The sequence below is a fragment of the Thiobacillus sp. genome (genome assembly GCF_030696885.1).
GTDB lineage: Bacteria > Pseudomonadota > Gammaproteobacteria > Burkholderiales > Thiobacillaceae > Thiobacillus.
The window spans coordinates 96,184-118,278 of the sequence record NZ_JAUYRI010000007.1 but is presented as its reverse complement, the minus strand read 5'-3'; the positions used below and the strand labels follow the sequence as shown (position 1 = coordinate 118,278).

Annotated in this window: 23 protein-coding genes; 11 read left to right on the top strand and 12 right to left on the bottom strand. The window is 66.1% G+C overall.

The window, feature by feature from the left end; genetic code table 11:
• Positions 1–5: 5 nt before the first annotated feature.
• The 5 genes from Q8R61_RS03160 to Q8R61_RS03140 all read left to right on the top strand — a co-directional run bounded on the left by Q8R61_RS03160 (position 6) and on the right by Q8R61_RS03140 (position 3,779).
• Positions 6–344, top strand: a complete 339-nt coding sequence (locus Q8R61_RS03160) for a type 1 pili tip component (protein WP_305534118.1) — start codon at positions 6–8, stop codon at positions 342–344.
• A 128-nt stretch (positions 345–472) separates the two neighbouring features.
• A complete protein-coding gene (locus Q8R61_RS03155; RefSeq protein ID WP_305534116.1) occupies positions 473–712 on the top strand; it encodes a hypothetical protein in 240 nt (79 codons plus the stop codon).
• A 46-nt stretch (positions 713–758) separates the two neighbouring features.
• Complete coding sequence (gene argJ / locus Q8R61_RS03150) at positions 759–1,985, top strand: bifunctional glutamate N-acetyltransferase/amino-acid acetyltransferase ArgJ (RefSeq protein WP_305534114.1); 1,227 nt, start codon at positions 759–761, stop codon at positions 1,983–1,985.
• Positions 1,986–1,989: 4 nt separating this feature from the next.
• Positions 1,990–2,475: a hypothetical protein gene (locus Q8R61_RS03145; RefSeq protein ID WP_305534112.1), complete on the top strand. Its 486-nt coding sequence runs from the start codon at positions 1,990–1,992 to the stop codon at positions 2,473–2,475.
• Entirely contained in the window at positions 2,472–3,779 is a 1,308-nt protein-coding gene (locus Q8R61_RS03140; RefSeq protein WP_305534110.1) for a GAF domain-containing protein, read from the top strand. Before Q8R61_RS03145 ends, Q8R61_RS03140 begins: the two co-directional genes overlap by 4 nt.
• A gap of 6 nt (positions 3,780–3,785) precedes the next feature.
• On the opposite strand, the gene Q8R61_RS03135 is transcribed toward Q8R61_RS03140, so the two are convergent.
• Positions 3,786–4,271: a c-type cytochrome gene (locus tag Q8R61_RS03135; RefSeq protein ID WP_305534108.1), complete on the bottom strand. Its 486-nt coding sequence runs from the start codon at positions 4,269–4,271 to the stop codon at positions 3,786–3,788.
• Positions 4,272–4,430: 159 nt separating this feature from the next.
• On the opposite strand from Q8R61_RS03135, the gene Q8R61_RS03130 reads away from it, so the two are divergent.
• The 4 genes from Q8R61_RS03130 to phoU all read left to right on the top strand — a co-directional run bounded on the left by Q8R61_RS03130 (position 4,431) and on the right by phoU (position 7,465).
• Positions 4,431–5,270 carry an ATP-binding protein gene (locus tag Q8R61_RS03130; RefSeq protein WP_305534106.1) on the top strand — a complete coding sequence of 280 codons (840 nt, stop codon included), beginning with the start codon at positions 4,431–4,433 and terminating at the stop codon, positions 5,268–5,270.
• Complete coding sequence (locus Q8R61_RS03125) at positions 5,267–6,283, top strand: Nudix family hydrolase (RefSeq protein ID WP_305534104.1); 1,017 nt, start codon at positions 5,267–5,269, stop codon at positions 6,281–6,283. Before Q8R61_RS03130 ends, Q8R61_RS03125 begins: the two co-directional genes overlap by 4 nt.
• Complete coding sequence (locus tag Q8R61_RS03120) at positions 6,280–6,693, top strand: hypothetical protein (RefSeq protein WP_305534102.1); 414 nt, start codon at positions 6,280–6,282, stop codon at positions 6,691–6,693. The genes Q8R61_RS03125 and Q8R61_RS03120 overlap by 4 nt, the downstream gene beginning before the upstream one ends.
• A gap of 70 nt (positions 6,694–6,763) precedes the next feature.
• Positions 6,764–7,465, top strand: a complete 702-nt coding sequence (gene phoU / locus Q8R61_RS03115; protein WP_305534100.1) for a phosphate signaling complex protein PhoU — start codon at positions 6,764–6,766, stop codon at positions 7,463–7,465.
• Positions 7,466–7,643: 178 nt separating this feature from the next.
• Here the strand turns inward: phoU and Q8R61_RS03110 are convergent, their stop codons facing one another.
• The 11 genes from Q8R61_RS03110 to def all read right to left on the bottom strand — a co-directional run bounded on the left by Q8R61_RS03110 (position 7,644) and on the right by def (position 19,651).
• Positions 7,644–7,919, bottom strand: a complete 276-nt coding sequence (locus Q8R61_RS03110) for an oxidative damage protection protein (protein ID WP_305534098.1) — start codon at positions 7,917–7,919, stop codon at positions 7,644–7,646.
• Between the two features lie 18 nt (positions 7,920–7,937).
• The gene (locus Q8R61_RS03105; RefSeq protein ID WP_305534096.1) at positions 7,938–8,273 is read right to left on the bottom strand and encodes a tetratricopeptide repeat protein; all 336 of its coding nucleotides are present in this window, start codon (positions 8,271–8,273) and stop codon (positions 7,938–7,940) included.
• 12 nt (positions 8,274–8,285) lie between these two features.
• Positions 8,286–9,743, bottom strand: a complete 1,458-nt coding sequence (locus Q8R61_RS03100; RefSeq protein WP_305534094.1) for a TrkH family potassium uptake protein — start codon at positions 9,741–9,743, stop codon at positions 8,286–8,288.
• An 88-nt stretch (positions 9,744–9,831) separates the two neighbouring features.
• Positions 9,832–11,253 (bottom strand): TrkH family potassium uptake protein, encoded by a 1,422-nt coding sequence (locus tag Q8R61_RS03095; RefSeq protein WP_305534093.1) that lies wholly within the window; start codon positions 11,251–11,253, stop codon positions 9,832–9,834.
• 147 nt (positions 11,254–11,400) lie between these two features.
• Entirely contained in the window at positions 11,401–12,774 is a 1,374-nt protein-coding gene (gene trkA / locus Q8R61_RS03090) for a Trk system potassium transporter TrkA (protein ID WP_305534092.1), read from the bottom strand.
• Positions 12,775–12,849: 75 nt separating this feature from the next.
• Entirely contained in the window at positions 12,850–14,124 is a 1,275-nt protein-coding gene (locus tag Q8R61_RS03085; protein WP_305534090.1) for a sigma-54 dependent transcriptional regulator, read from the bottom strand.
• Positions 14,121–16,253, bottom strand: a complete 2,133-nt coding sequence (locus tag Q8R61_RS03080) for an ATP-binding protein (RefSeq protein ID WP_305534088.1) — start codon at positions 16,251–16,253, stop codon at positions 14,121–14,123. The genes Q8R61_RS03085 and Q8R61_RS03080 overlap by 4 nt, the downstream gene beginning before the upstream one ends.
• Complete coding sequence (locus tag Q8R61_RS03075; protein ID WP_305534086.1) at positions 16,253–16,873, bottom strand: DUF4390 domain-containing protein; 621 nt, start codon at positions 16,871–16,873, stop codon at positions 16,253–16,255. Before Q8R61_RS03075 ends, Q8R61_RS03080 begins: the two co-directional genes overlap by 1 nt.
• Positions 16,836–18,092, bottom strand: a complete 1,257-nt coding sequence (rsmB, locus tag Q8R61_RS03070; RefSeq protein ID WP_305534084.1) for a 16S rRNA (cytosine(967)-C(5))-methyltransferase RsmB — start codon at positions 18,090–18,092, stop codon at positions 16,836–16,838. Before rsmB ends, Q8R61_RS03075 begins: the two co-directional genes overlap by 38 nt.
• A 96-nt stretch (positions 18,093–18,188) precedes the next feature.
• Positions 18,189–19,109, bottom strand: a complete 921-nt coding sequence (gene fmt / locus Q8R61_RS03065) for a methionyl-tRNA formyltransferase (protein ID WP_305534082.1) — start codon at positions 19,107–19,109, stop codon at positions 18,189–18,191.
• Positions 19,110–19,117: 8 nt separating this feature from the next.
• Entirely contained in the window at positions 19,118–19,651 is a 534-nt protein-coding gene (gene def, locus Q8R61_RS03060; RefSeq protein ID WP_305534080.1) for a peptide deformylase, read from the bottom strand.
• A gap of 161 nt (positions 19,652–19,812) precedes the next feature.
• On the opposite strand from def, the gene Q8R61_RS03055 reads away from it, so the two are divergent.
• Positions 19,813–21,006, top strand: a complete 1,194-nt coding sequence (locus Q8R61_RS03055; RefSeq protein ID WP_305534078.1) for a LysM peptidoglycan-binding domain-containing protein — start codon at positions 19,813–19,815, stop codon at positions 21,004–21,006.
• A 28-nt stretch (positions 21,007–21,034) separates the two neighbouring features.
• Positions 21,035–22,093, top strand: a complete 1,059-nt coding sequence (gene dprA / locus Q8R61_RS03050; protein ID WP_305534077.1) for a DNA-processing protein DprA — start codon at positions 21,035–21,037, stop codon at positions 22,091–22,093.
• Positions 22,094–22,095 lie beyond the last annotated feature (2 nt).

Sequence of the window (22,095 nt, the reverse complement as noted above, 5' to 3'; positions counted from 1 at the left end):
CGTTCATGCGCATTGCCGAACTGATCCAGCGCTGGAGCAAGGAGGGCCACGCACGCGCCGACGTGCGCGCCTATGCCGTGCATTTGCCGCTGCGCGACGCCGCTCGCGTCGAAGCCCTGCACCTGATGTACCCGGGCCGCAGCGATTCCCAGCTGATGGCCGACCTGATCCGGGCCGCGCTCGACGAGCTGGAAGTCGCCATGCCCTACATTCCGGGAAACCGCATCATTGCCGAGGACGACTACGGCGATCCGATTTACGAGGATCTCGGTCCGACGCCGCGGTTTTACTCGCTGTCGCATGAAATCCTGCGCAAGCTGGCCGCAATGCCAGCAGGAAAGTAACTGTCGGTTTTATTTACAGTGCGCCCCCAGTCATGCGGCACATGTCGCTGTTTTTAATGGGGTTTTGCTGCTGGCACATGCATTGCTCGCAAGCTCGGTATAAAACGACAACGCGGGTAACGATAACCATGTATCTCGGACCGGCCTTCCTTTTCGCGGCCTTTGCCAGCCTGTTCTATATCCCGGACTTTCTGGATATTCCTTTCGGCGTGCTCACGCCGCGCCAGCTGGTTTCACAGCTGCTGTTCTCGGTGTTCGGCCTGATTTCGCTGGCGGCGCTGGCGCGCTCGATCGAGTTCGACCCGGTGTGGCCGTGGCGGCCGGGTTTTCGCCGCACCCTCGACTGGCTGCTGGGGCGCACGCAATAAGCACGCGGGCAGAATAAAATAGCGGCTTTCCTTCCGGTCTGCCGCCATGCCCGTCAACCTCGCCGCCCCTGATCCCGCTTCCCTGCTGCCGGTTGCCGGCGTTCGCCTCGGCATCGCCTCCGCCGGCATCAAGAAACCCGGCCGGCGCGACATCACGCTGTTCGAACTGGCACCGGGCTCGCAGGTGGCCGGCGTGTTCACGCAAAACCGTTTCTGCGCCGCCCCGGTCACGGTCTGCAAACAGCATCTGGTCAGCGACGACATCCGCGCGCTGCTGATCAACACCGGCAACGCCAACGCCGGCACCGGCGAGGAAGGCCTCAATCGCGCACGCCGGACCTGCGCGGCGGTGGCCGATCTCTTCGGCATCAAACCCGAACAGGTGCTGCCGTTTTCCACCGGCGTGATCCTCGAGCCGCTGCCGATCGACAAGATCCTGCCCGCACTGCCCGCAGCCCAAGCCGATCTCGCTGCGAACCATTGGAGCGAAGCCGCGCACGCGATCATGACCACCGACATTGTCGCCAAGGGCGCCTCGCGACAAATGCAGCTCGGCGGCAAGACCGTGACGGTGACCGGCATCGCCAAGGGCTCCGGCATGATCCACCCCAACATGGCGACCATGCTGGGCTACGTGGCGACCGACGCGGCGATCGCGCCGGCGCTGATGCAACGCATGGTAAAGGACGTCGCCGACGTGTCGTTCAACTGCGTCACCGTCGACGGCGATACGTCCACGAATGACAGCTTCATCCTGATCGCCACCGGCCAGGCCGGCAACCCCGAAGTCACCGATGCCGCCAGCGCCGACTATGCCGCGTTGAAAGCCGCCCTGAGTGACGTCGCGATCGAACTCGCGCAGGCGATGGCGCGCGATGGCGAAGGCGCGACCAAGTTCATGACGATTGCCGTCGAGGGTGGCCGCGACCGCGCCGAATGCAAGCAGATCGCCTACGCGATTGCACGCTCGCCGCTGGTCAAGACCGCGTTCTTCGCCAGCGACCCCAACCTCGGCCGCATCCTCGCCGCCATCGGTTATGCCGGCGTGAGCGACCTCGATGTGAATACCTTGAAGGTCTACCTCGGCGACGTGCTCGTCGCCGAAAACGGCGGCCGCGCCGCGAGCTACACCGAGGCGCAGGGTGCGGCGGTAATGAAGGAAGCGGAGATCACCGTGCGCGTCGTGCTGAATCGCGGCAGCGTCGACGCCACGGTGTGGACCTGCGATTTTTCCTACGACTACGTGAAGATCAACGCGGAGTACCGTACCTGATGCCATGAGCGTGCTGCTCTCGCCCGAACAGATCGCCTTCCTGCAAGGCCCGCTGTCGATGAACGTCGGCGCGGTCGGGCGCGACGGCTGGCCGTGCGTGAGCCGCGCGCAGGGCATCGTGGTGGCGCGCGACCGGCGCACGCTGACGGTATTGCTTTCCAGTGTGCGCAGCCGCGCTGTGCTCGACGCGCTGGACGCCGGCAGCGCGATCACGCTGGTGGCGAGCCGGCCGGCGACGCACGCCACACTGCAGCTGAAGGCGGCGCGCGCCGAACGGGTCGCGGTGACCGCCGCGCACCGGGCGGCGAGCGCGCGCTGCGTGGCTGGATTCGGCGCGGAGCTGGCCGCGCTCGGCTACGGCGACGATCTGGCCACGGCACTCGCAGCGCTGCTGCCGACCGACGACCTGACGGGTCTGCGTTTCGTACCCGAGGTCGTGTTCGACCAGACGCCCGGGCCGCAGGCCGGCCGCGTGTTGGCGCGCGCATGAAGATCCCGCTCGAATCGCTGCGGTCCTGCCTCGACGGCGCAGTGCCCGCGGTGGTGTCGACCTGTTCGCCCGACGGCATACCGAATGTGGCCTACGCCTCGCAGGTGCATTATGTGGACGCCGCACACGTGGCGCTGTCGTTCCAGTTTTTCAGCAAAACGCGCGAGAACGTGCTGGCGCATCCCTACGCGCAAGTGCAGGTGATCGAACCCGGCAGCTTCCGCCATTTCCGCCTGCGGGTGCGCTACCTGCGCACCGAAACCGCGGGACCGCTGTTCGAATATATGAAGGCGCAGCTGGCCGGCATCGCGGCGCAGACCGGCATGGACAAGGTGTTCGTGCTGCGCGGAGCCGACGTCTACCAGGTACTTGATATCGAGAACGTCGATCCGCACCTGCCGGCCGCACCGCCACGGCCGGATGCCTTGCTGGGGCTGCGGCGCACGCTCGACCAACTGGGGACGTGCGACGACCTCGCGGTGCTGGCCGACCGCGCACTGGCGGCGCTCACACACGGCTTCGGCATCCGCCATGCGCAGCTGGCGATGCTAGACGAAACCGGCAACGCGCTCTACACGCTTGCGAGCCTGGGCTACCCGGCCTCGGGCGTCGGCGCCGAGGTCGCGCTGGGCGAAGGTCTGATCGGCGTCGCCGCGCGCGAGCGCATTCCGGTCCGCATCAATCACCGCACCGGCGACTACACCTATCACGCCGCGCTGCGCGTGGCCGACCCGGCGACGCCGCGCATCGCGCTGCCGGTGCTGACCGATGCGCACAGCCAGATCGCGGTGCCGGTCGTCGACGGTGAGTGCCTGCTCGGCGTGCTTTATGCCGAAAGCGAACACGACGCCTTTTTCGGGCACGCCGACGAGGATGCGCTGCAGATCTACGGCCGCCACCTCGGTGCGCTCGTCAGCCGGATCGCGGCATTGCCCGACGAGGAGAGTGCGGCGCTCCCTCTGCCTCGTACGCAGCCCCGCGGCACGCCGCTCGCGGTACGCTACTTCGCCCACGACCACAGCGTGTTCGTCGACAACGGCTATTTGATAAAGGGCGTGGCCGGCAGCATTTTGTGGACGCTGCTGAACGAACACCTGGCGAGCGGCCGGCGCGATTTCTGCAACCGCGAGCTGCGCCGCGATCCGCGCCTGCCCCTGCCGGACCTTTCCGACAACCTGGAAACGCGGCTCATCCTGCTGCAACGGCGGCTGGCCGAACGCTGCCCGCAGATCGCGCTGGAAAAAACCGGGCGCGGGCGCTTCCGCCTCAATATCGATCGCCCGCTGGCCCTGCAATCGGCCTGAAGCCGCCTACTTCGTCGCCACTGGCGGCAGGTTCTTCGGTGTCAGGTCGAGGTAGGGGGTCGCCACCTTGCCGCCGGGCGGCACGTAGGCCGGCGCGGCCGGGCCCTTCAGCGGCAGGCTCTTCACATAGCGGTAGATCGCCTTCAGGTCGGCGTCGGTCATCGCGCGCAGGCTGGGCGAGGGCATGGGTGGCCGCATCGGCTGGCGGGCCCGGGCGACCCACTGCGCCTCGGTCAGGCTGTGCGCCAGCAGCCGGAGGTTGGCGGGATAGGTGGTGCCCCACGGCCCCTGCCAGCCCATCGCGTCACCGGTCAGCCATTCGCTTTCGGGCACCTGGCCATCCTTCTGCATGAAGCCGGGAGTGTGGCAGTCGTTGCAGCCGGTGGTCTGGATCAGATAGCGGCCGTGGCGGATGTCGTCCGCCGGGCCAGCGACAGCCAGGCCGGCCGAACTGGCAAGCAGCCACGCGGCCAGCGTCAGATGGACATTCATGGTTCGTCTCCTCGTCGTGGGCGGGCGCACCCCGCACCCGAAGCCGGAAGCATAGGCGGGCTGCGGCCGGCGCGTTGCTAAGTGTTTGCTAGCGGAAACCTAAATTTTCCCTAAGCGCGGGCGGGTTGGATGGCGCGCGCCGTCCGCTAGAATCACGGCATGACCGATTTCGCCCACTTGCTGCCCCGCATCGAGCGCCTGCTCGACCGCCTCGACACGTCTGCCACCGCGCACGGTCTCGACTGGAAGACCGTGCGCGCCGCGCGCTGGTCGGCGCAGGCAGGAACGCTCAAACCCATCCTGCATCCGCAGCGGGTGGCAATCAGGGACCTGCTGGCGATCGACGAGCAGAAGCAGCGGGTTGACACCAACACGCGTCAGTTCGTCGCCGGCAAGCCCGCCAACAACGTGCTGCTGACCGGTGCGCGCGGCGGCGGCAAGTCTTCGCTGGTGAAGGCGGTGCATGCCAAATACGCGCCGAAAGGGCTGCGCCTGATCGAGGTCGACAAGGCCGGACTGCCCCATCTGCCCGACCTGTTCGATCTGCTGGCCGACGCCGACTACCGTTTCATCGTCTTCATCGACGACCTCTCTTTCGCCGAGCACGAACCGGGCTACGCCAGCCTCAAGGCCGCGCTCGACGGCTCGCTCGCCGGGCCGTCCGACAACGTGCTGATCTACGCCACGTCGAACCGGCGTCACCTGATGCCGGAATACATGGCGGAGAACCTGGAGACGAAGCACCTCGGTGGCGAAGTACATCCGGGTGAGGCGACCGAGGAAAAAATTTCGCTGTCCGACCGCTTCGGGCTTTGGGTGTCGTTCCACGCGATGGACCAGGACACCTATCTCGCCATCGCGCGCCACTGGGCCGCAAGCCTCGGCGCACCGGCGGACGGGGGCTTCGAGCGCGCCGCGCTGCAGTGGTCGCTCGGGCGCGGCGCGCGCAACGGGCGGGTTGCATGGCAGTTCGCGCGGGACTGGGCGGGACGTAAATGAATCCCGGCTCGAGTGCCCTCTCCCCAACCCTGACCCCAGATGGGAGAGGGGGCGAACGTGATGCCCAGAACGAATTAATCGTTGTCGCCGCGGTGCTGACCCAGCCCGACGGCCGCGTGCTGCTGGCGCAGCGGCCGCCGGGCAAGGTGTATGCGGGCCACTGGGAATTCCCCGGCGGCAAGGTGGAGGCGGGAGAATCGCTGGACGCGGCGCTGGCGCGGGAGCTGCACGAGGAACTCGGCATCGTCGTCACCCGCACCTGCCGCTGGATCACCCGCGTTTTCGTCTACCCGCACGCGACCGTACGGCTGAATTTTTTCCGCGTCTTCCAGTGGGAAGGCGTGCCGCATCCGCATGAAGGGCAGCTTTTTTCCTGGCAGCTGCCCGACGCGGTCGAGGTAACGCCGCTGCTGCCGGCGAATTTCCCGATCCTGAAGGCGCTGGCGCTGCCGCCGGTGCTGGGCATTTCGCACGCCGAGTCGCTCGGCGTCGACAGCTTTCTGGCACGGCTGGATGTCGCGCTCGCCCAAGGCCTGCGGCTGATCCAGCTGCGCGACAAGACGCTGCCCGAGGACGTGCGGCTGACGCTGGCGCGCGAGACGGTGCGCCGCGCCCATCTGCACGGCGCGCGCGTACTGGTCAACGGCAACCCGGAGCTGGCGCACGCCGCGGGCGCCGACGGCGTGCATCTCGATTCGTCCGCCGCAGGCCAGCTGGCCGCGCGGCCGGACTACGCCGAGGCGGACGATTTTCTGATCGGGGTGTCTTGCCACGACAGCGCCGAGCTCGCCCATGCCGCTGAAATCGGCGCCGATTTCGCGCTGCTGTCGCCGGTGCTGCCCACACTCACACATCCGGGCGCGGCCACCTTGGGCTGGGAGACGTTTTCCGAGCTTGCCGCTGCCAGCCCGATTCCGGTCTACGGCCTGGGCGGGCTGGAACGCGACGACGTGGCGCTGGCGCAATCGCACGGCGCGCACGGCGTGGCGCTGCTGCGCGGAGCGTGGACATGAAACGGGTGGCCGTGCCGCTGCTGCTGGCGGCGGCGCTGATCGCGATCGCGGTGACCGGCTGGTGGCTGAAACGCCCGGCCGACGCCGTGGCGGTAAGTTGCGCCGATCCGCTGGCCGGCTGCGCGTTCAGCCACCGCGGCGCAGCCGTGGACGTGCGTTTTCTGTCGCAGCCGACGCCGCTGGAAGCGTTCGGCCTGCGCGTTTCGGCGCCCAACGCCCGTCGCATCAGCGCCGAATTCCAGATGGTGGGGATGGACATGGGTTTCAACCGGTATGACCTGCGGCCCGCGGGCGACGGGGCGTTTGCCTCGAACGTGACGCTGCCGGTCTGCATCAGCGGGCGGCACGACTGGACGCTGTTTCTCGATGTCGACGGGACCCGCTACGCGCTGCCCTTCAAGTCGCGCTGAAACCTGCCGTACACCAAATCGTCACAGTCGGCGCATATAATCAGACGATATTTCTTGAGAGATCACCGCCATGCCAACAGAACATACCTATAAACAATTCGACGCCGAACTGGAAGCCGTACGCGCCAGCGTGCTGAAAATGGGTGGTCTGGTCGAGGAGCAGATCACCAATGCGATCGAGGCCCTGATCTCGGGCAACATGGACCTGGCCGAGCGCGTGGACGCCAACGACCACCACGTCAACGCGCTGGAAGTGGCGATCGACGAGGACTGCACCCACATCATCGCGCGCCGGCAGCCGACCGCATCCGACCTGCGCATGGTGATGATGGTGGTGAAGACCATCACCGACCTCGAGCGCATCGGCGACGAGGCCGCCAAGATCGCGCGCATGGCCAAGCTGATTCACCAGGCCGAGCGCATCAGCCTGCCGCGCTTTTCCGAAGTGAAATACATGTCCGACCTCGTGCTCGACATGCTGAGAAAGGCGCTCGACGGCTTCGCCCGCCTGGACGCCACCAAGGCGGTCGAAATCGCGCGCCAGGACCAGGCGGTGGACGAGGAATTCCGCCTCAACCTGCGCCACCTGATCACCTTCATGATGGAAGACCCGCGCACGATCTCGGTCTTCATCGACATCCTGTTCGTCACCAAGGCGATCGAGCGCATGGGCGACCACGCCAAGAACATGTCGGAATACGTGGTCTACATGGTGAAGGGCAAGGACGTGCGCCACACCTCGCTGGAAGAAATCGAAAAAGAAGTGATGTGATTTTTTTGCGCCGCGAAGGCAAACGCGGTTCCTGCGGGAGCCCGTTTTGTTAGGGTGCCTGTCCCGGATTTACCCGCGAGGGGTCGGCCGTGGTTTTAAAGCCGCTGCAGCCCTAAAGGACTCCGATCCACTATGGGCTAAAGCCCATGTGGAAATCGTATGCGTCAACAAGCACGCACTACTTGGCGGGCGGAACGTAGCCCGCTGCGGCGTCGACATTGCCGCCGCCGAAGAAGTAGCGCTCCATCTGTTCCATCAGATAGCTGCGCGCCTGCGGGTCGGCCAGGTTGAGGCGGTTTTCGTTGATCAGCATGGTCTGGTGGCGCTGCCAGCCGCCCCAGGCTTCCTTCGACACATTCTCGAAAATCTTCTTGCCCAGTTCCCCGGGCACCGGCTGGAAGGCCAGGCCTTCGGCTTCGCGCCCGAGCTTCACACAATTCACCATCCGCGTCATTTGCTGCTCCCTCAAAAATCAATCGCCCGATTCTAACCCAAGCTGTTTCATGATGCGGCGGGCAAATACCCCCATTTCCTTGGCGGCCTGCTTGTCGCCGCGCGCCTCGGCCACGGCAATGCCCTGCCGGTAGGCGGCCAGCGCATCCTCCCAGGATTCGGTGTCGGTCAAGGCCTTGCCGAGCAGCTTCCAGGCGGCCGAATACTTGGGGTCGTGCTCGACCGCGCGGCGCAGATGCTCGGCGGCTTTTCCCGCATTGCCCGCCTTCAGATATTCGTTGCCGAGCGAAAAGCGCAGCAGCGCGTTGTCGCGGCCGGCGGCGAGCATGGATTCGAAATCGGCGATCGACGGCATCAAGTTTCCCCTTTATTTTCTCCAGAACACCGGAGTGAGCACCACCAGCAGGGTAAAGAATTCCAGCCGCCCGAGCAGCATGGCAAAGCTGCAGACCCAGGTCTGGAAGTCATTCAGGATGGCGTAGGTACTGGCGGGGCCGACCTGGCCGAGGCCGGGGCCGGTGTTGTTGACCATCGCGACCACGGCGGTGAAAGAGGTGAAGATGTCCAGCCCCGACGCCGACAGCACGAAGGACAGCAGCACGATCGAAGCGACATAGATGAACAGGAAGGCCAGCACCGCATAGGTAATCTTGTTGGGCACCGGCTGGTTGCCGAGCTTGGTATGCACCGTTGCGCTGGGGTGCACCAGCTTGATCATCTCGCGATAGACCTGCTTGTAGAGCAGGATCGCGCGCAGCATCTTGATGCCACCGCCGGTGGAGCCGGAGCCGGCGATGAAGCTCGACAGGAACAGCATCCACAGCGGCGCGAAATAGGGCCAGACGTTGTAGTCCGTGGTGGAGAACCCAAGCGTGGTGGCGACGGAGACCGTGTTGAAGGCCGCATAGCGCAGCGCCTCGGGAAAATCCAGATAAAAGCCCTTGTACAGCAGGTAGAAGGTCAGCCCGAGAATGCTGGCGCCGAGCACGAAAAAGACCCAGCGGATTTCCGTGTCGAAACGGTAGGCCGACAGGTTCTTCATGCGCAGCGCCATGAAGTGCGTAGAAAAGCTGATCGCCGCGATCAGCGCAAACACCATGACGATGATCTCGAGCACCACGGAATCGAAGTAGCCCATGCTGGCGTCGTGCGAGGAAAAGCCGCCGAGGCTCATGACGCTGAAGGCATGCACCAGTGCGTCCACCCAGCTCATGCCGCCCAGCCACAGCGCCAGAATGCAGAACACGGTGAAGATGGCGTACACCAGCCACAACCCCTTGGCGGTTTCCGCCATGCGCGGGGTGAGCTTGCTGTCCTTCATCGGCGTCGGCGTCTCGGCCTTAAACAGCTGGCGGCCGCCGACCCCCAGCATCGGCAGCACCGCGACCACCAGCACGATCACGCCCATGCCCCCGATCCAGTGCATTTCGGTGCGCCACACATTGATCGACGGCGGCAGGGCATCCAGCCCCGACAGCACCGTCGCGCCGGTGGCCGTCAGGCCCGATACCGCCTCGAAATAGGCGTCGGTGAAGCTGAGCTCGGGCATGTAGGACAGCAGCGGGATGGCGGAGTAGAGCGGCAGGATCGTCCAGATCATCACCACCAGCAGAAAACCGTCGCGCGTATGCAGTTCGCGCTTGCCCCGGCGGGAAAAAACCCACAGCACCAGCCCGGACAGGAAGGTGACGGCGATCGCCCAGTCGTACGCTTTGTGCGCGCCATCCTCCAGAACGAGCGAGACCGCCAGCGGCAGCAGGAAAGCTGCCGAAAACAGCATCAGCACTTTCGACAGGATGTGAACGACGGGCAGGATTTGCGACATATGTCGTTTGGGGTGGCGTTTACCCTTCCGCCGCACATGGCAGGGATGGGGCGGGCTTCGATTAACGCGATGTTACCAGCGCCGGCGCCTAGCCGCGCCAGAAGGCGCGGGTGAACAACACGAATACGGTGAACAGTTCGAGCCGCCCGAGCAGCATGGTGAACGCGAGTACCCAGGTCTGAAAGTCGTTGAGGCTGGCGTAGTTCGTTCCAGGGCCGACCTCATTGAGTCCGGGCCCGGCATTGTTGATGCAGGCAATGACGGCGGAAAACGCGCTCACGAAATCGAGCCCGCTGGCCAGCAACACCAGCGTCATGGTCACGATGGTGGCGATATACATCATGACGAAGGCCTGGATCGCGAACACGATCTGGTTCGGCACCGCGTGGCCGCCGATCTTGACCGGCAGGCGCGCTGCGGGATGCAGCTGGTGTTCGAGCTCGCGCACGCCCTGGCGGAACATCAACACCGCGCGGATCATCTTCAGGCCGCCGCCGGTCGAGCCGGCGCTCGCGGTGATGCAGGACAGAAGCAGCATCCACATCGGCGCAAACATCGGCCAAGTGTTGAAGTCGGTGCTGACAAACCCGCAGTCGGTGGCGAGCGACACCAGATTGAAGCTGACGTGGCGCAGCGCGGTGAGAAATTCCGGATACACCCCGGCCTGCCAGACATAGAGGCTGATGCCGAGACAGCTCGCGATCACCAGTCCGAGCACGCCGGCGACTTCAGGGTCGTGTCGGTAGGGCTGCAGGCTCCTCTGGCGGAAGGCAAGGAAATGGGTGACGAAGTTGAGCGCCGCCAGCAACATGAAGACGATCAATACGCCCTCGATCAGCGGCGAGTCGAAATAGCCGACACTGGCGTCGTGAGTCGAGAAGCCGCCCAGGCTCAGCGCGGCGAAGGCGTGGCAGACGGCGTCGAACCAGCTCATGCCGGCCCACTTGAGCGCCACCGCGCACGCCACGGTCAGCGCTGCATACGTCGCCCACAGCAGCTTGGCCGTATCGGCGATGCGCGGCGTGAGCTTGGTGTCCTTGATCGGCCCCGGCAGCTCGGCTTTCAGCAGCTGGCGTCCGCCGACGCCCAACAGCGGCAGGATCGCCACCGCCAGCACGATGATGCCCATGCCGCCCAGCCAGTTGAGCAGGTGTCGCCACAGGTTGAGCGAAGGCGGCAGGGTGTCGAGCCCGCTCATCACGGTGGCGCCAGTCGTCGTGAGTCCCGAGATGGCCTCGAAATAGGCATCGGTGAAACTCATCTCCGGCGAATGGATCAGGAAGGGCAGGGTGGCGAAGGCCGGCAGGCCGGTCCACACCAGCATCACCAGCAGGAAGCCGTCACGCACCTTGAGTTCGCGGCGCCAGCGCCGCGCCCCCAGCCACAGCGCAAAGCCGGCGATGAGCGTCACGGCAAAGGATTCGTCGAACGCGAACTGTGCGGCATCGTGTCCGACCAGGGCCGTCAGCAGCGGCACCAGCATGGTGAAGGAAAAAATCAGAATCACCATCCCGAACACATGCAGGACCGGCGCAAAACGGGAGATCGGGCGACGCATCCGGCTTGAGCTCACGCGGGGGCGAGGCGGCGGGTTACTGGCTTGCGCGTCGTGGGGCACGATCCGGCAACAAGGTGTCCGTGGGTCTTCGGGCGGGTATCAGAAAAAGCCGAAACCGACCTGGAACAGCTTTTCGACCTTGGGAATGATGCGCTTGTTGAGCGCAAACACGATCAGGTGGTCTTCGGCCTGGATCAGGGTGTCGTGGTGGGCGATCAGCACCTCCTCGCCGCGGATGATGGCGGCGATCGAGGCGCCATCCGGCAGCGCGACGTCGCCAATGCGCTTGCCCACCACCTTGGAGGTCTTCGTGTCGCCGTGGACGACGATTTCCAGCACTTCGGCGGCGCCCCGGCGCAGGCTGTGCACCGCCGCCATGTCGCCGCGGCGGATCTTGGACAGCAGCGGGCCCACCGTGGCCTGCGCCGGCGAAATCGCGATGTCGATCTCGCCGCCCTGCACCAGGTTAACGTAGGCCGAGCGGTTGATCAGCGCGATCACCCGCTGCGCCCCCATGCGTTTGGCCAGCAGCGCGGACATGATGTTGTCCTCGTCGTCGTTGGTCAGTGCGCAGAAGACGTCGATGGCCTCGATGTTTTCCTGCTCGAACAGCTCCTCGTCGGTGGCGTCGCCCTGCAGCACCAGGGTGCGGTGCAGTTGCTCGGCCAGCTGAGCGCAGGTGGCCTTGTTGTGGTCGATCAGCTTGACCTCGTAGTTGCGCTCGAGCGCTGCCGCCAGCCGGCGCCCGATGTTGCCGCCGCCGGCGATCATCACCCGCTTGACCGGGCGCTCCATGCGGCGCAGCTCGCGCATGACGACCGGAATGTCCTGCTTGCGGGCGAGAAAGAAGACCTCATCACCCGGCTCGATGACCGTGATGCCCTTCGGCACGATGCCGCGGTCGCGCCGGTAGATGGCCGCCACCCGCGCGTCGATGTCCGGCATGTGGCGACGCAGGTCCTGCAGCTCGTGGCCGATCAGCGGGCCGCCATGGTAGGCGCGCACCGCGACCAGCCGCACCTTGCCGCCGGCAAAGTCCAGCACCTGCAGGGCTTCGGGGTGCTCGATCAGCCGGCGCAGGGTGTCGGTAACTTCCTGCTCGGGGCTGATGATGTGGTCGACGCCGAAATGCTCGGACAGGAATTCGCCCTCGGATTCCAGAAAGTCGTTCGAGCGGATGCGCGCGATGCGGGTGGGAATGTTGAACAGCGTCGCGGCCAGCCGGCAGGCCACCAGATTGGTTTCGTCGCTCTGCGTCACCGCCACCAGCATGTCGGCGTCGCCGGCGCCGGCCGCCTTCAGCGTCGACGGGTGGGCGGCGTGGCCGCGCACGGTGCGCAGGTCGAAGCGGTCCTGCAGCTCGGACAGGCGCGCGGCGTCGAGGTCGACCACGGTGATGTCGTTGTTTTCGGCGACCAGGCTGGCGGCCAGATTGGAGCCGACCTGGCCGGCGCCGAGGATGATGATTTTCATGATGCGGTGCTGGGCAAAGGGGGAAGGGTGAATGCCAGGCGCAGCGCACCCCTCACACCTGACGCTTCACCCAGGTCAGAGGTCTTCGTCAAGTCGGCGGCCATGCTTGATGTTGAGCTGCTTGAGCTTGCGATAGAGGTGGGTGCGCTCCAGTCCGGACTTGTCGGCGACCCGCGTCATGCTGCCGCCTTCCTTCTGGATCAGGTGTTCGAAATACATGCGTTCGAAGGCGTCGCGCGCCTCGCGCAGCGGAATGTCGAGCGGGATGCCGTGGGCCACCGCGGGCGAGGCCTGCTTCATCGGTGCCAGCACGCGGTTGACGTCGATGGCGTCGATTTCGCCGGCCAGTGCGGTGACCGCCAGCGTGCGCACCACATTGTTGAGCTGCGGCAGGTTGCCCGGCCAGTCGAAATTGCGCAGCTGGTTGAGCGCCGGCGTGGTGAGCCGCCGCACCGGGCACACGCCCGCCTCGATCAGCTGCGCCAGCATGAAGTTGGCGACCTCGGGAATGTCCTCGCGGTGCTCGCGCAGGGGCGGCACCTGGATCGCCAGGCTGGACAGACGGTAGAACAGCCGACTGTCGAATTCGCCCGCCGCCACCATGGGGTCGAGGCTGCGGCTGGAGGCGCACACCAGACGTGCGCCGGTGCCTTCGATGCGGTCGAGCAGCAGACCCAGCCCTTTTTGCTCCAGCCGCGCGAGTTCGCACGCATCCGACAGGAACAGGGTGCCGTTGCCGAGCGATTCGACAAAACTCAGCGGATCGGACACCAGGCGCGCGCGGTCCTTGATCTCGACCCAGGGCGTGCCGGTTTGATGCAGGAAATGGGCGCACACCTCGAAGCCGCTGCCGGGTTCGCCCTGCAGCATCACCGGTGCGGTGTTGCCGGCAATCTGGCTGAGGCGCTTTTTCAGGTCGAGGATCAGCGGGCTGCGGCCGAGGGCCGACAGGTCCATGCTGGGGGCGCGCCGCGGCAGGGCGACGCCGCGCTTGATCGCCTTGCTGACGGTGTCGATCAGCTTGGCCAGCGCCACCGGCTTTTCCAGAAAGTCGGCCGCGCCGAGCTTGGTGGCCTCAACCGCGGTATCGATGGTGCCGTGGCCGGACATCATCACCACCGGCATCGTGAGCTGGCCGCCGCCCGCCCATTCCTTCAGCAGGGTGACACCGTCGGTGTCGGGCATCCAGATGTCGAGCAGGACCAGATCGGGCCGGCGCAGTGCGCGGAAGGCGCGCGCCGCCTCGGCGTTTTCCGCTAGGTGCACGTCGTAGCCTTCGTCGGTCAGAATCTCCGACAGCAATTCACGAATGCCCACTTCGTCGTCGACGACGAGAATATGCCCGCTCACGTGTGTTCTCCGGCTGCCGTAAAAACAGGCAGCGCGATGCGTATCGCCGCGCCGCCCGACTTGAGATTCTCGATCTGGATTTTGCCCTGGTGTTCTTCCACGATTTTTTTGACGATGGCCAGCCCCAGACCGGTCCCTTTGGCCTTGGTCGTTGCATAGGGCTCGAACAGCCGCGTCATCAGGTGCTCCGGAAAGCCGGCTCCATTGTCGGTTACGGTCAGGCAAACAGCCTGGTTGTTGAGATGCGTGCTGATCTCAACTTTTGGCGAGGCATGACCCGCCAGCGCATCCTGCGCATTTTGCAACAGATTATGTATCACCTGACGCAATAATGTGGAGTCTCCCGCAACACGCGGCAGACCGGCGTCGAGTTGCAGCTGCAGTCCGAGCGCCCGCGCGTCGTACAGCGCGAGCACTTCGTGCACCAGCGCATTGAGGTCGAGCGCCTCGAGCTTGGCGCGCGGCATCCGCGCATAACCGGCAAACGCGTCGACCATGCTTTTCATCGCGGCGACCTGATTGACGATGGTCTGCGTGGCGCGCGACAGGAACTCGGCATCCGCCACTTCGAGTCGACCGTCGAGTTTCCTCGCGATGCGCTCGGCCGAGAGCTGGATCGGGGTGAGCGGATTCTTGATCTCGTGCGCCAGCCGTCGCGCCACTTCGCTCCATGCGGCGTTGCGCTCGGCGTCGATCAGCTTGGTGACGTCGTCGAACACCAGCACATAGCCGCGCTCGACACCCGGCGGCAACCGGGTGCCGCGCACCAGCAATGTCTGGCTGCCGCCGGGGCCGGCATAATCGATCTGCTCCTGCCACTCGCCTGCATGCTCGCCAAAGCGCGCGACCATCCGCATGCCAAATTCGTTCAGCACCTCGCCCGGCAAGCCCAGCCCGGCAAGCGGCCGCGCATCGAGCACGGAGGCGTCGACACCCAGAATCTGCGCCGCCGCGCTGTTGATCGTGCGCACCTGCAGCGCCTCGTCGAGCACCACCACGCCGGACGACAGGTTGGCCAGCACGCGCTCAAGAAACGCCTTTGCCTGCTCGGTCTGCTGGTGGGTCTGCGCCACCTGCTCGCGCGCCTCGGACAGCTGGCGCGTCATGCGGTTGAACGACTGGATCAGCACGCCGAGTTCGTCGCGGCTCTTCACCATCGGCATCTGCGAAAAATCGCCCTTGGCCACCGCGCGGGTGCCGCGCGCCAGCGAACGCAGCGGAGCACCGAGCCGTTCCGACAGCAGATAGGCGATGACCAGCGTCATCAGCAGTGCGAGCATCAGGGTGAGCGTCAGCGCCACGCCATAGAGGCGCTTCAGTCCCAGCCGCGACACCGCGATCTGCTGGTATTCCTGGTAGGCCAGCTGCACCGCCTGCGCATCACGCGCGAGGCTGGCCGGCACCGGTTGCACCAGCTGCAGCACGCGGGTATCGCTGGTCAGCGCGCTGGTATACACCGGCACGATGACGTGCATGATGAGCCCGCGCTCGGGCACTTCCTCGATGCGGCTGTAGGGCTGCTGCTGTCGTGCCTGCCACAGCACGCTGCGCTCGGGCAGCACCGGCAGCAGGGTGCCGCTTTCGCCGCTGACGTGCGCGATCACGCCGCCGCGTTCGTCGAACAGCGTCAACTCCTGCACCGCGCTCTGTTCGCGCAGGGTGGACAGGCTGGTGATGATCGAACCCATGCCCTCGTCGGACAGAGTCAGTGCCATGCGCTGGGCTTTTTTGTCGAGCTCGCGCAGCAGATCATCGAGCGCGGCATGGCCGAGGTTGACGCCGGAGGCCAGTGCATTGTCGACGCGTACGTCGAACCAGGTTTCAATCGACCGGTTGAGAAAGAACACCGAGGCGCCATACACCACCAGTCCGGGCAGCAGGGCGACGACGCCGAACATGGCCAGCAATTTGAGCGTGAGCTTGGCGCCGAAGACGCCGCGGCGGATGCGTTTTTGCAGCCACCACAAACGCCAGCCCAGCAGCAGCAGCATCGCCACGCCGAGCACACCGCCGACGACGAACAGGGTGGGCAGTGAGTCGGAGAACACGGCGCTGTCGCCGCTGGCGTAGAACAGCAGTCCCAGCAAGGCGATGCCCATGACGAGGGCGGCGGCGATCAGACGGCGCATCAGGGCATGGGCGATTTGACGAGGGGCGCTTCGAACGACCAGTCGTACCAGGGCGTCACCAGCTCCCATTTGTCGCTGGTCACCGCGCCGATGGACAGGGGCTTGGGTAGCTGCGCGGTGTCGAGACGCAACCGCAGGCGGGCATCGTAACGCTGGCCGGGCCTGAGCACGCCGCGGTCCAGCACATGCCAGCTCTCCACCTGCCCCAGCAGGGTGAGCGCCTCGTCGAGGGTGGCAGCCGTGCGGGTGGTATAGCCAGTTTCGACAACGTAACGGCGCAGCAGCAGGTGGTAGTAAATCCGCAGCTTGCGCACCGGCTCGGCGATGCCTTCGTCGAACCACCAGCTGCGCGGGCGGCTCATTTCCAGCTGCAGCTGGAAATGCAGGTGGATGCCCTTGGCGAGCGCATCTTCCAGCGTGGGATTGAGCGCAATGTCGATCAGCGCATCCAGCACATAGCCTTGCGGCGTCGCCTGGATGGCGGCCTGTCGCACCGCGCTTTTATCGCTGGCCAGCGCGCTTCCGGCCAGCGCCAGCCAGCCCGCCAGCACCAGCGCGAACAGCCTGCGCAGCAGGGCAGTGTCAGGTCTTGCGCAGCAGGGCGTAATAAAAACCGTCATGTTCGGCAGCGGGCAGCAGGACTCCGTCGGACAAAGGTTCTGGAAGCGGACAGCGTTCGGCATCCCCGGCATGGCGCGCCAGAAATGCCTGCACTTGCCCGGCGTTTTCTTCATGGAATATCGAACAGGTGGCGTAAAGCAATGTACCACCCGGAGCCAGCAGTCGCCACAGCGTCTCCAGCATAACGGCTTGCTGGGCGGCAAATTGAGCAATGTCTTCGGGGCGGCGCAACCATTTGATGTCGGGGTTGCGGCGCACCACGCCGGAAGCGCTGCACGGCACGTCGGCCAGAATGCGATCGAACGGCCGGCCGTCCCACCAAGCGTCGGGCTGCGCGGCGTCGCCAGCAACGAGCGTGGCCTTCAGCTGCAGTCGATCGAGGTTTTCCTGCACCCGTGCCAGCCGCGCCGCGTCGACGTCGAGCGCGACGAGCTCCACTTCACTGCGCTCGAGGAGATGGCCGGTCTTGCCGCCGGGCGCCGCACACGCGTCCAGTACGCGCTCGCCCGCTTGCGCATCGAGCAGGCGCGCCGCCCACTGCGCACCGGCATCCTGCACCGACACATGGCCTTCGTCGAAGCCGGGCAGGCTGTGCACCGGCACCGCGCGGTCGAGCGTGACCGCATCGGGGCCGGTTTGATGGGCCGGCAGGCCGGCGTCGTTCAGGCGCCGCAAATACGCCGCGACATCGCCATGGCGGCAATTGATGCGCAGCGTGAACGGCGGGTGCAGCAGGCTGGCCTCAAGGATCGCCTGCCAGTGCGCCGGGTGCTCGCTTTGCAGTTTGGCAATCCACCAGTCGGGATGCGACCAGCGCGCGGTCGGTTGTTCATCGGCGAGTTTGTCCAGCTCGGCGCGGCGACGCTGAAAGTTGCGCAGCACCGCGTTGGCGAGACCGCGGCGCCAGCCTTCGCCCGCCGCGCTGACGGCGTTGTGCACCACCGCATGCGCGGGCGCGCGCGTGTAGGCCAGCTGGTAGAGCGCCACGCGCAACAGCCAGCCGAGTTCGGGATCGGTCAGCGGGCGCTCCAGCAGCGCGTCCAGCCAGGCGTCGAGACGCCCCAGCTGGCGCAGGCTGCCGTACACGATGTCCTGCAGCGCGCCGCGTTCGCCCGGTGTTTGCAGCTGCTGCAAACGCCGCGGCAACACCTGGTGCAGCGCCGCGCCGGCGAGCACTTCGTCGAGCGCGCCGGCGGCCAGTTTTTGCAGATTACGCATCGGGGGACACGCTCGGGTTCATTGCTTGATTCATGGGATTCCGGCCGCTGCGACAAGCGCCGGATGATAGCAGGACGCGGGTCGCGTGATCCGGGCTCAGCGGCCGAAAACCGTGCCAGACGCGAGCGGCCGGCCAGCGAGAAAGGCCGCCGCCGGCATCCGCTTGCTGCCCGCGGGCTGCACCTCATGCAGGGCCAATGCGGCACTGCCGCAGGCGACGACCAGCTGCTCGGCGTCGGCGCGCAGCAGCGTGCCGGGCTGGCCGGTGCCGGCAACGGCCCCGGCCGCCCAGATTTTCAGCGGCGCGCCGTCGAGCAGCGTCCACGCGCCGGGCGCCGGATTGTAGGCACGCACCGCGCGCGCCAGCACCTCGGCCGGCTGGCTCCAGTCGAGTTGCGCTTCCTCCTTGCTGAGCTTGGCGGCATAGGTGGCCTGGCGGTCGTCCTGTGCCTCGGGTTCCAGCGTTGAAAGCTTTTCCAGCGCCGCCACGATCGCGCGCGCGCCGGCCGCGGCCAGCGTGTCGTGCAGACTGGCCGCGGTATCGGTGTCGTGGATCGGCACCGGGGTTTTCGTCAGCATCGCCCCGGTGTCGAGGCCGGCGTCCATCTGCATGATGGTGATGCCGGTCTCGGTGTCACCTGCCAGGATCGCACGCTGGATTGGCGCCGCGCCGCGCCAGCGCGGCAACAGCGAGGCATGGATGTTGAGGCAGCCGAAACGCGGCAGGTCGAGCACCGCCTGCGGCAGGATCAGGCCATAGGCGGCGACCACCATGACGTCGGCATTCAGGGCCGCGAGTTCGGCCTGGGCTTCGGGGGTTTTCAGACTGGCGGGCTGCGACAGCGACAACCCGCGCGCCAGCGCCGCCTGCTTGACCGCACTGGGGGTGAGCTTCATGCCGCGCCCGGCCGGGCGGTCGGGCTGGGTCAGCACACGGACGATGTCGTGGCCGGCGTCGGCCAGGGCCTCGAGGGCGGCCGCGGCAAACGGCGGCGTGCCCGCAAACAGAATCCGCACCGGCCGGCTCAGAGCGAGGCGCGCACCGGCGCGGCGTCGGGCCGGTGTTCGCGCGCCTGCTTCAGCAGCCTGGATTTGATGCGGTTGCGCTTGAGGTTGGACAGGTAGTCGACGAAAACCTTGCCCATCAAATGATCCATCTCATGCTGGACGCACACCGCCAGCAGGCCGTCGGCCTCGAGTTCGAACGGCTTGCCGTCACGGTCCAGCGCCTTTACGGTGACGCGTTCGGCGCGGGTCACCTTGTCGAATACGCCGGGCACCGACAGGCAGCCTTCCTCGCTTTCCTCGGTACCCGACTGGGCGACGAGCTCGGGATTGATGAACACCTGCAGCGCATCGTGGGTCTCGGAAATGTCGATCACGATGACGCGCTCATGCACATTGACCTGGGTCGCGGCCAGTCCGATGCCGGGAGCGGCATACATGGTCTCGGCCATGTCGTCGACCAGTTGGCGGATGCGTTCGTCGACCGCTTTCACCGGCTTGGCGACGGTGTGCAGGCGCGCATCAGGGTAATGCAAAATGTCGAGTCTGGCCATAACGAAGCTTTACGAAAGAATGGGATGGGCGCACACTTTGATGCAAAATCTGCATGATTCTGGCGCGCCGCACTAAATATAAGGTGACGGATAGCCGTAAGCTAAGCGCACAGTATATTTTCAACGGAAAATTAGACAAGGTCTAAATGGAGGGTTCCCCCGTGCGTCTACTCGTTGTTTCTCTTGCCCTGCTGTTGGCTGCACCTGCGCTGGCTGACACCCTTAAACTGCAGGACAACGCCCCGGACACCCATGTGGTCGTCAAGGGCGACACCCTGTGGGACATCTCCGGCAAATTCCTCAAGGATCCGTGGCGCTGGCCGCAGATCTGGAATCTGAACCGCGACGAGATCCGCAACCCGCACCTGATTTATCCGGGCGACCTGATCGTGCTCGACCGCAGCGGCAAGGCGCCGCGGCTGTCGCTGGTGCGGGGCGACAAGGGCGGCATGCAGACCGTCCGGCTGTCGCCCGGCGCGCGCGCAAGCGAAATCGGCAGCGACGCGATTCCGGCCATTCCGATCCGCGTGATCCACCCCTTCCTGTCGCAGCCGCGCGTGGTGCCGAAAGGCGCGCTCGACGACGCGCCCTTCATTCTGGGCAGCAATGCCGAGCGGGTGGTGCTGGCCGCGGGTGACGACGCCTTCGCCACCGGCGGCAAGCCCGGCGTCACGCGCTGGAACGTGCTGCGCCCCGGCAAGCAGCTCAAGGACCCGGAAACCGGCGAAGTGCTGGGCTACGAAGTCGAATACCTGGGCGATGCGCGCACCCTGGTCGAGGGCGCGCCGCAGAAAATCCACATCACCCAGTCGGCCCAGGAAATCCTGCCCAAGGACAAGCTGGTGGAAGCCGACGAAAGCACCACCTTCGAATACATCCCGCACGCGCCCGAAACCGCGGTCAGCGGCCGCATCATTTCGGCTTACGGCGGCCTGTCCGACAGCGGCCGCTACCAGACCGTGGTGATCAACCGCGGCAGCCGCGACGGCCTCGAACCCGGTCATGTGCTGTCGGTGTTTCGCGAAGGCCAGGCCGTGATGCTGACGCGCGACGAAAAAGACCGCATGACCTGGGTCAATGAAAAGGCCACCGGCGTCCCCGATGGCGGCGCCTGGCTTTACAGCGACGTGCGCTGCCTGAAGGAAGGCAGCAAGGTCACCTACGACCAGGCGGCCGATGTGCGCAACAGCTTCCGCAGCACCTGCCTCGGCAATCGCAGCGACCGGGCAGTCAAGCTGCCCGACGCCTACAGCGGCCAGGTGATGCTGTACCGCGTGTACGACCGCGTGTCGTATGCGCTGATCATGCAGTCCGACGGGCCGGTCTACCTGCTCGATACGGTCAGGAACCCCTGATCGTGCGCACGCAGAAGATGCCGCGCGCGTGACCGACCCCTGGCTGCGCCTCGTCCTGGCTGACGGGGTGGGCAACACCAGCCTGCTTCGCCTGCTGACGGCCTTCGGTTCTCCGGAGGCCGTTTTGGCATCCGGCCGCAGCGCGTTGATGCTGCATCTGTCGGCCGCCCAGTGCGACGCGCTGCTGGGTGAACCCGATGCCGCCGCGGTGGACGCCGCCCAAGCCTGGCTCGCACAACCCGGCAACAGTCTGATGACGCTGGCGGATGACGACTATCCGAAAACCCTGCTCGAGATCGCCGACCCGCCCGCGGTGCTGTACTGCAAGGGACGGCGCGACCTGCTGAAACAGCCCGGCTTCGGCATCGTCGGCAGCCGCAACGCCACCCCGCAGGGCGTACGCGACGCCGAGGCGTTTGCCCACGCGCTGTCCGACGCCGGGCTCACCATCATCAGCGGACTCGCGCTCGGCATCGACGCGGCGGCACACCGGGGCGGGCTGGCGGGGGCGGGATCGAGCGTGGCCATCGTCGGCACCGGGCTCGACCGCGTCTATCCCGCGCGCAACAAGGCGCTGGCACACCAGCTGGTGGAAAACGGGCTGATCGTGTCGGAGTTCGCGCTCGGCACGCCGCCGCTGCCGGGCCACTTTCCGCGCCGCAACCGGCTCATCAGCGGCTTGAGCCTGGGCGTGCTGGTGGTGGAGGCCGCGCCCGACAGCGGTTCGCTGATCACCGCGCGGGTCGCCACCGAACAGGGGCGCGACGTGTTTGCCATTCCCGGCTCGATCCACTCGCCGCTGGCGCGCGGCTGCCATGCGCTGATCAAGCAGGGCGCCAAGCTGGTCGAGTCGGCCGCCGACATCCTCGACGAACTGGCGTGGCCGCAGCGCCTGACGCCACCGTCTCTGCCGGAGCACTCGACCGACCCCGTTCTGGACGCGCTCGACGGCGCGCCCGTCACGGTGGACACCCTGGCTCAAAGAACCGGGTTGACGCTGGAAGCGCTTTCGGCGAAGCTGTTGGCGCTTGAACTGGACGGGCGAATTGCATCCTTGCCCGGCGGGCGCTACCAAAAAATCCACTGACC

Bases quoted from the DNA above. Each gene is read 5' to 3' on its own strand.
- Q8R61_RS03160 (WP_305534118.1), top strand. From the start codon at position 6: ATGCGCATTGCCGAACTGATCCAGCGCTGGAGCAAGGAGGGCCACGCA.
- Q8R61_RS03155 (WP_305534116.1), top strand. From the start codon at position 473: ATGTATCTCGGACCGGCCTTCCTTTTCGCGGCCTTTGCCAGCCTGTTC.
- argJ (WP_305534114.1), top strand. From the start codon at position 759: ATGCCCGTCAACCTCGCCGCCCCTGATCCCGCTTCCCTGCTGCCGGTT.
- Q8R61_RS03145 (WP_305534112.1), top strand. From the start codon at position 1,990: ATGAGCGTGCTGCTCTCGCCCGAACAGATCGCCTTCCTGCAAGGCCCG.
- Q8R61_RS03140 (WP_305534110.1), top strand. From the start codon at position 2,472: ATGAAGATCCCGCTCGAATCGCTGCGGTCCTGCCTCGACGGCGCAGTG.
- Q8R61_RS03135 (WP_305534108.1), bottom strand. From the start codon at position 4,271: ATGAATGTCCATCTGACGCTGGCCGCGTGGCTGCTTGCCAGTTCGGCC.
- Q8R61_RS03130 (WP_305534106.1), top strand. From the start codon at position 4,431: ATGACCGATTTCGCCCACTTGCTGCCCCGCATCGAGCGCCTGCTCGAC.
- Q8R61_RS03125 (WP_305534104.1), top strand. From the start codon at position 5,267: ATGAATCCCGGCTCGAGTGCCCTCTCCCCAACCCTGACCCCAGATGGG.
- Q8R61_RS03120 (WP_305534102.1), top strand. From the start codon at position 6,280: ATGAAACGGGTGGCCGTGCCGCTGCTGCTGGCGGCGGCGCTGATCGCG.
- phoU (WP_305534100.1), top strand. From the start codon at position 6,764: ATGCCAACAGAACATACCTATAAACAATTCGACGCCGAACTGGAAGCC.
- Q8R61_RS03110 (WP_305534098.1), bottom strand. From the start codon at position 7,919: ATGACGCGGATGGTGAATTGTGTGAAGCTCGGGCGCGAAGCCGAAGGC.
- Q8R61_RS03105 (WP_305534096.1), bottom strand. From the start codon at position 8,273: ATGCCGTCGATCGCCGATTTCGAATCCATGCTCGCCGCCGGCCGCGAC.
- Q8R61_RS03100 (WP_305534094.1), bottom strand. From the start codon at position 9,743: ATGTCGCAAATCCTGCCCGTCGTTCACATCCTGTCGAAAGTGCTGATG.
- Q8R61_RS03095 (WP_305534093.1), bottom strand. From the start codon at position 11,253: ATGGTGATTCTGATTTTTTCCTTCACCATGCTGGTGCCGCTGCTGACG.
- trkA (WP_305534092.1), bottom strand. From the start codon at position 12,774: ATGAAAATCATCATCCTCGGCGCCGGCCAGGTCGGCTCCAATCTGGCC.
- Q8R61_RS03080 (WP_305534088.1), bottom strand. From the start codon at position 16,253: ATGCGCCGTCTGATCGCCGCCGCCCTCGTCATGGGCATCGCCTTGCTG.
- Q8R61_RS03075 (WP_305534086.1), bottom strand. From the start codon at position 16,873: ATGACGGTTTTTATTACGCCCTGCTGCGCAAGACCTGACACTGCCCTG.
- rsmB (WP_305534084.1), bottom strand. From the start codon at position 18,092: ATGCGTAATCTGCAAAAACTGGCCGCCGGCGCGCTCGACGAAGTGCTC.
- def (WP_305534080.1), bottom strand. From the start codon at position 19,651: ATGGCCAGACTCGACATTTTGCATTACCCTGATGCGCGCCTGCACACC.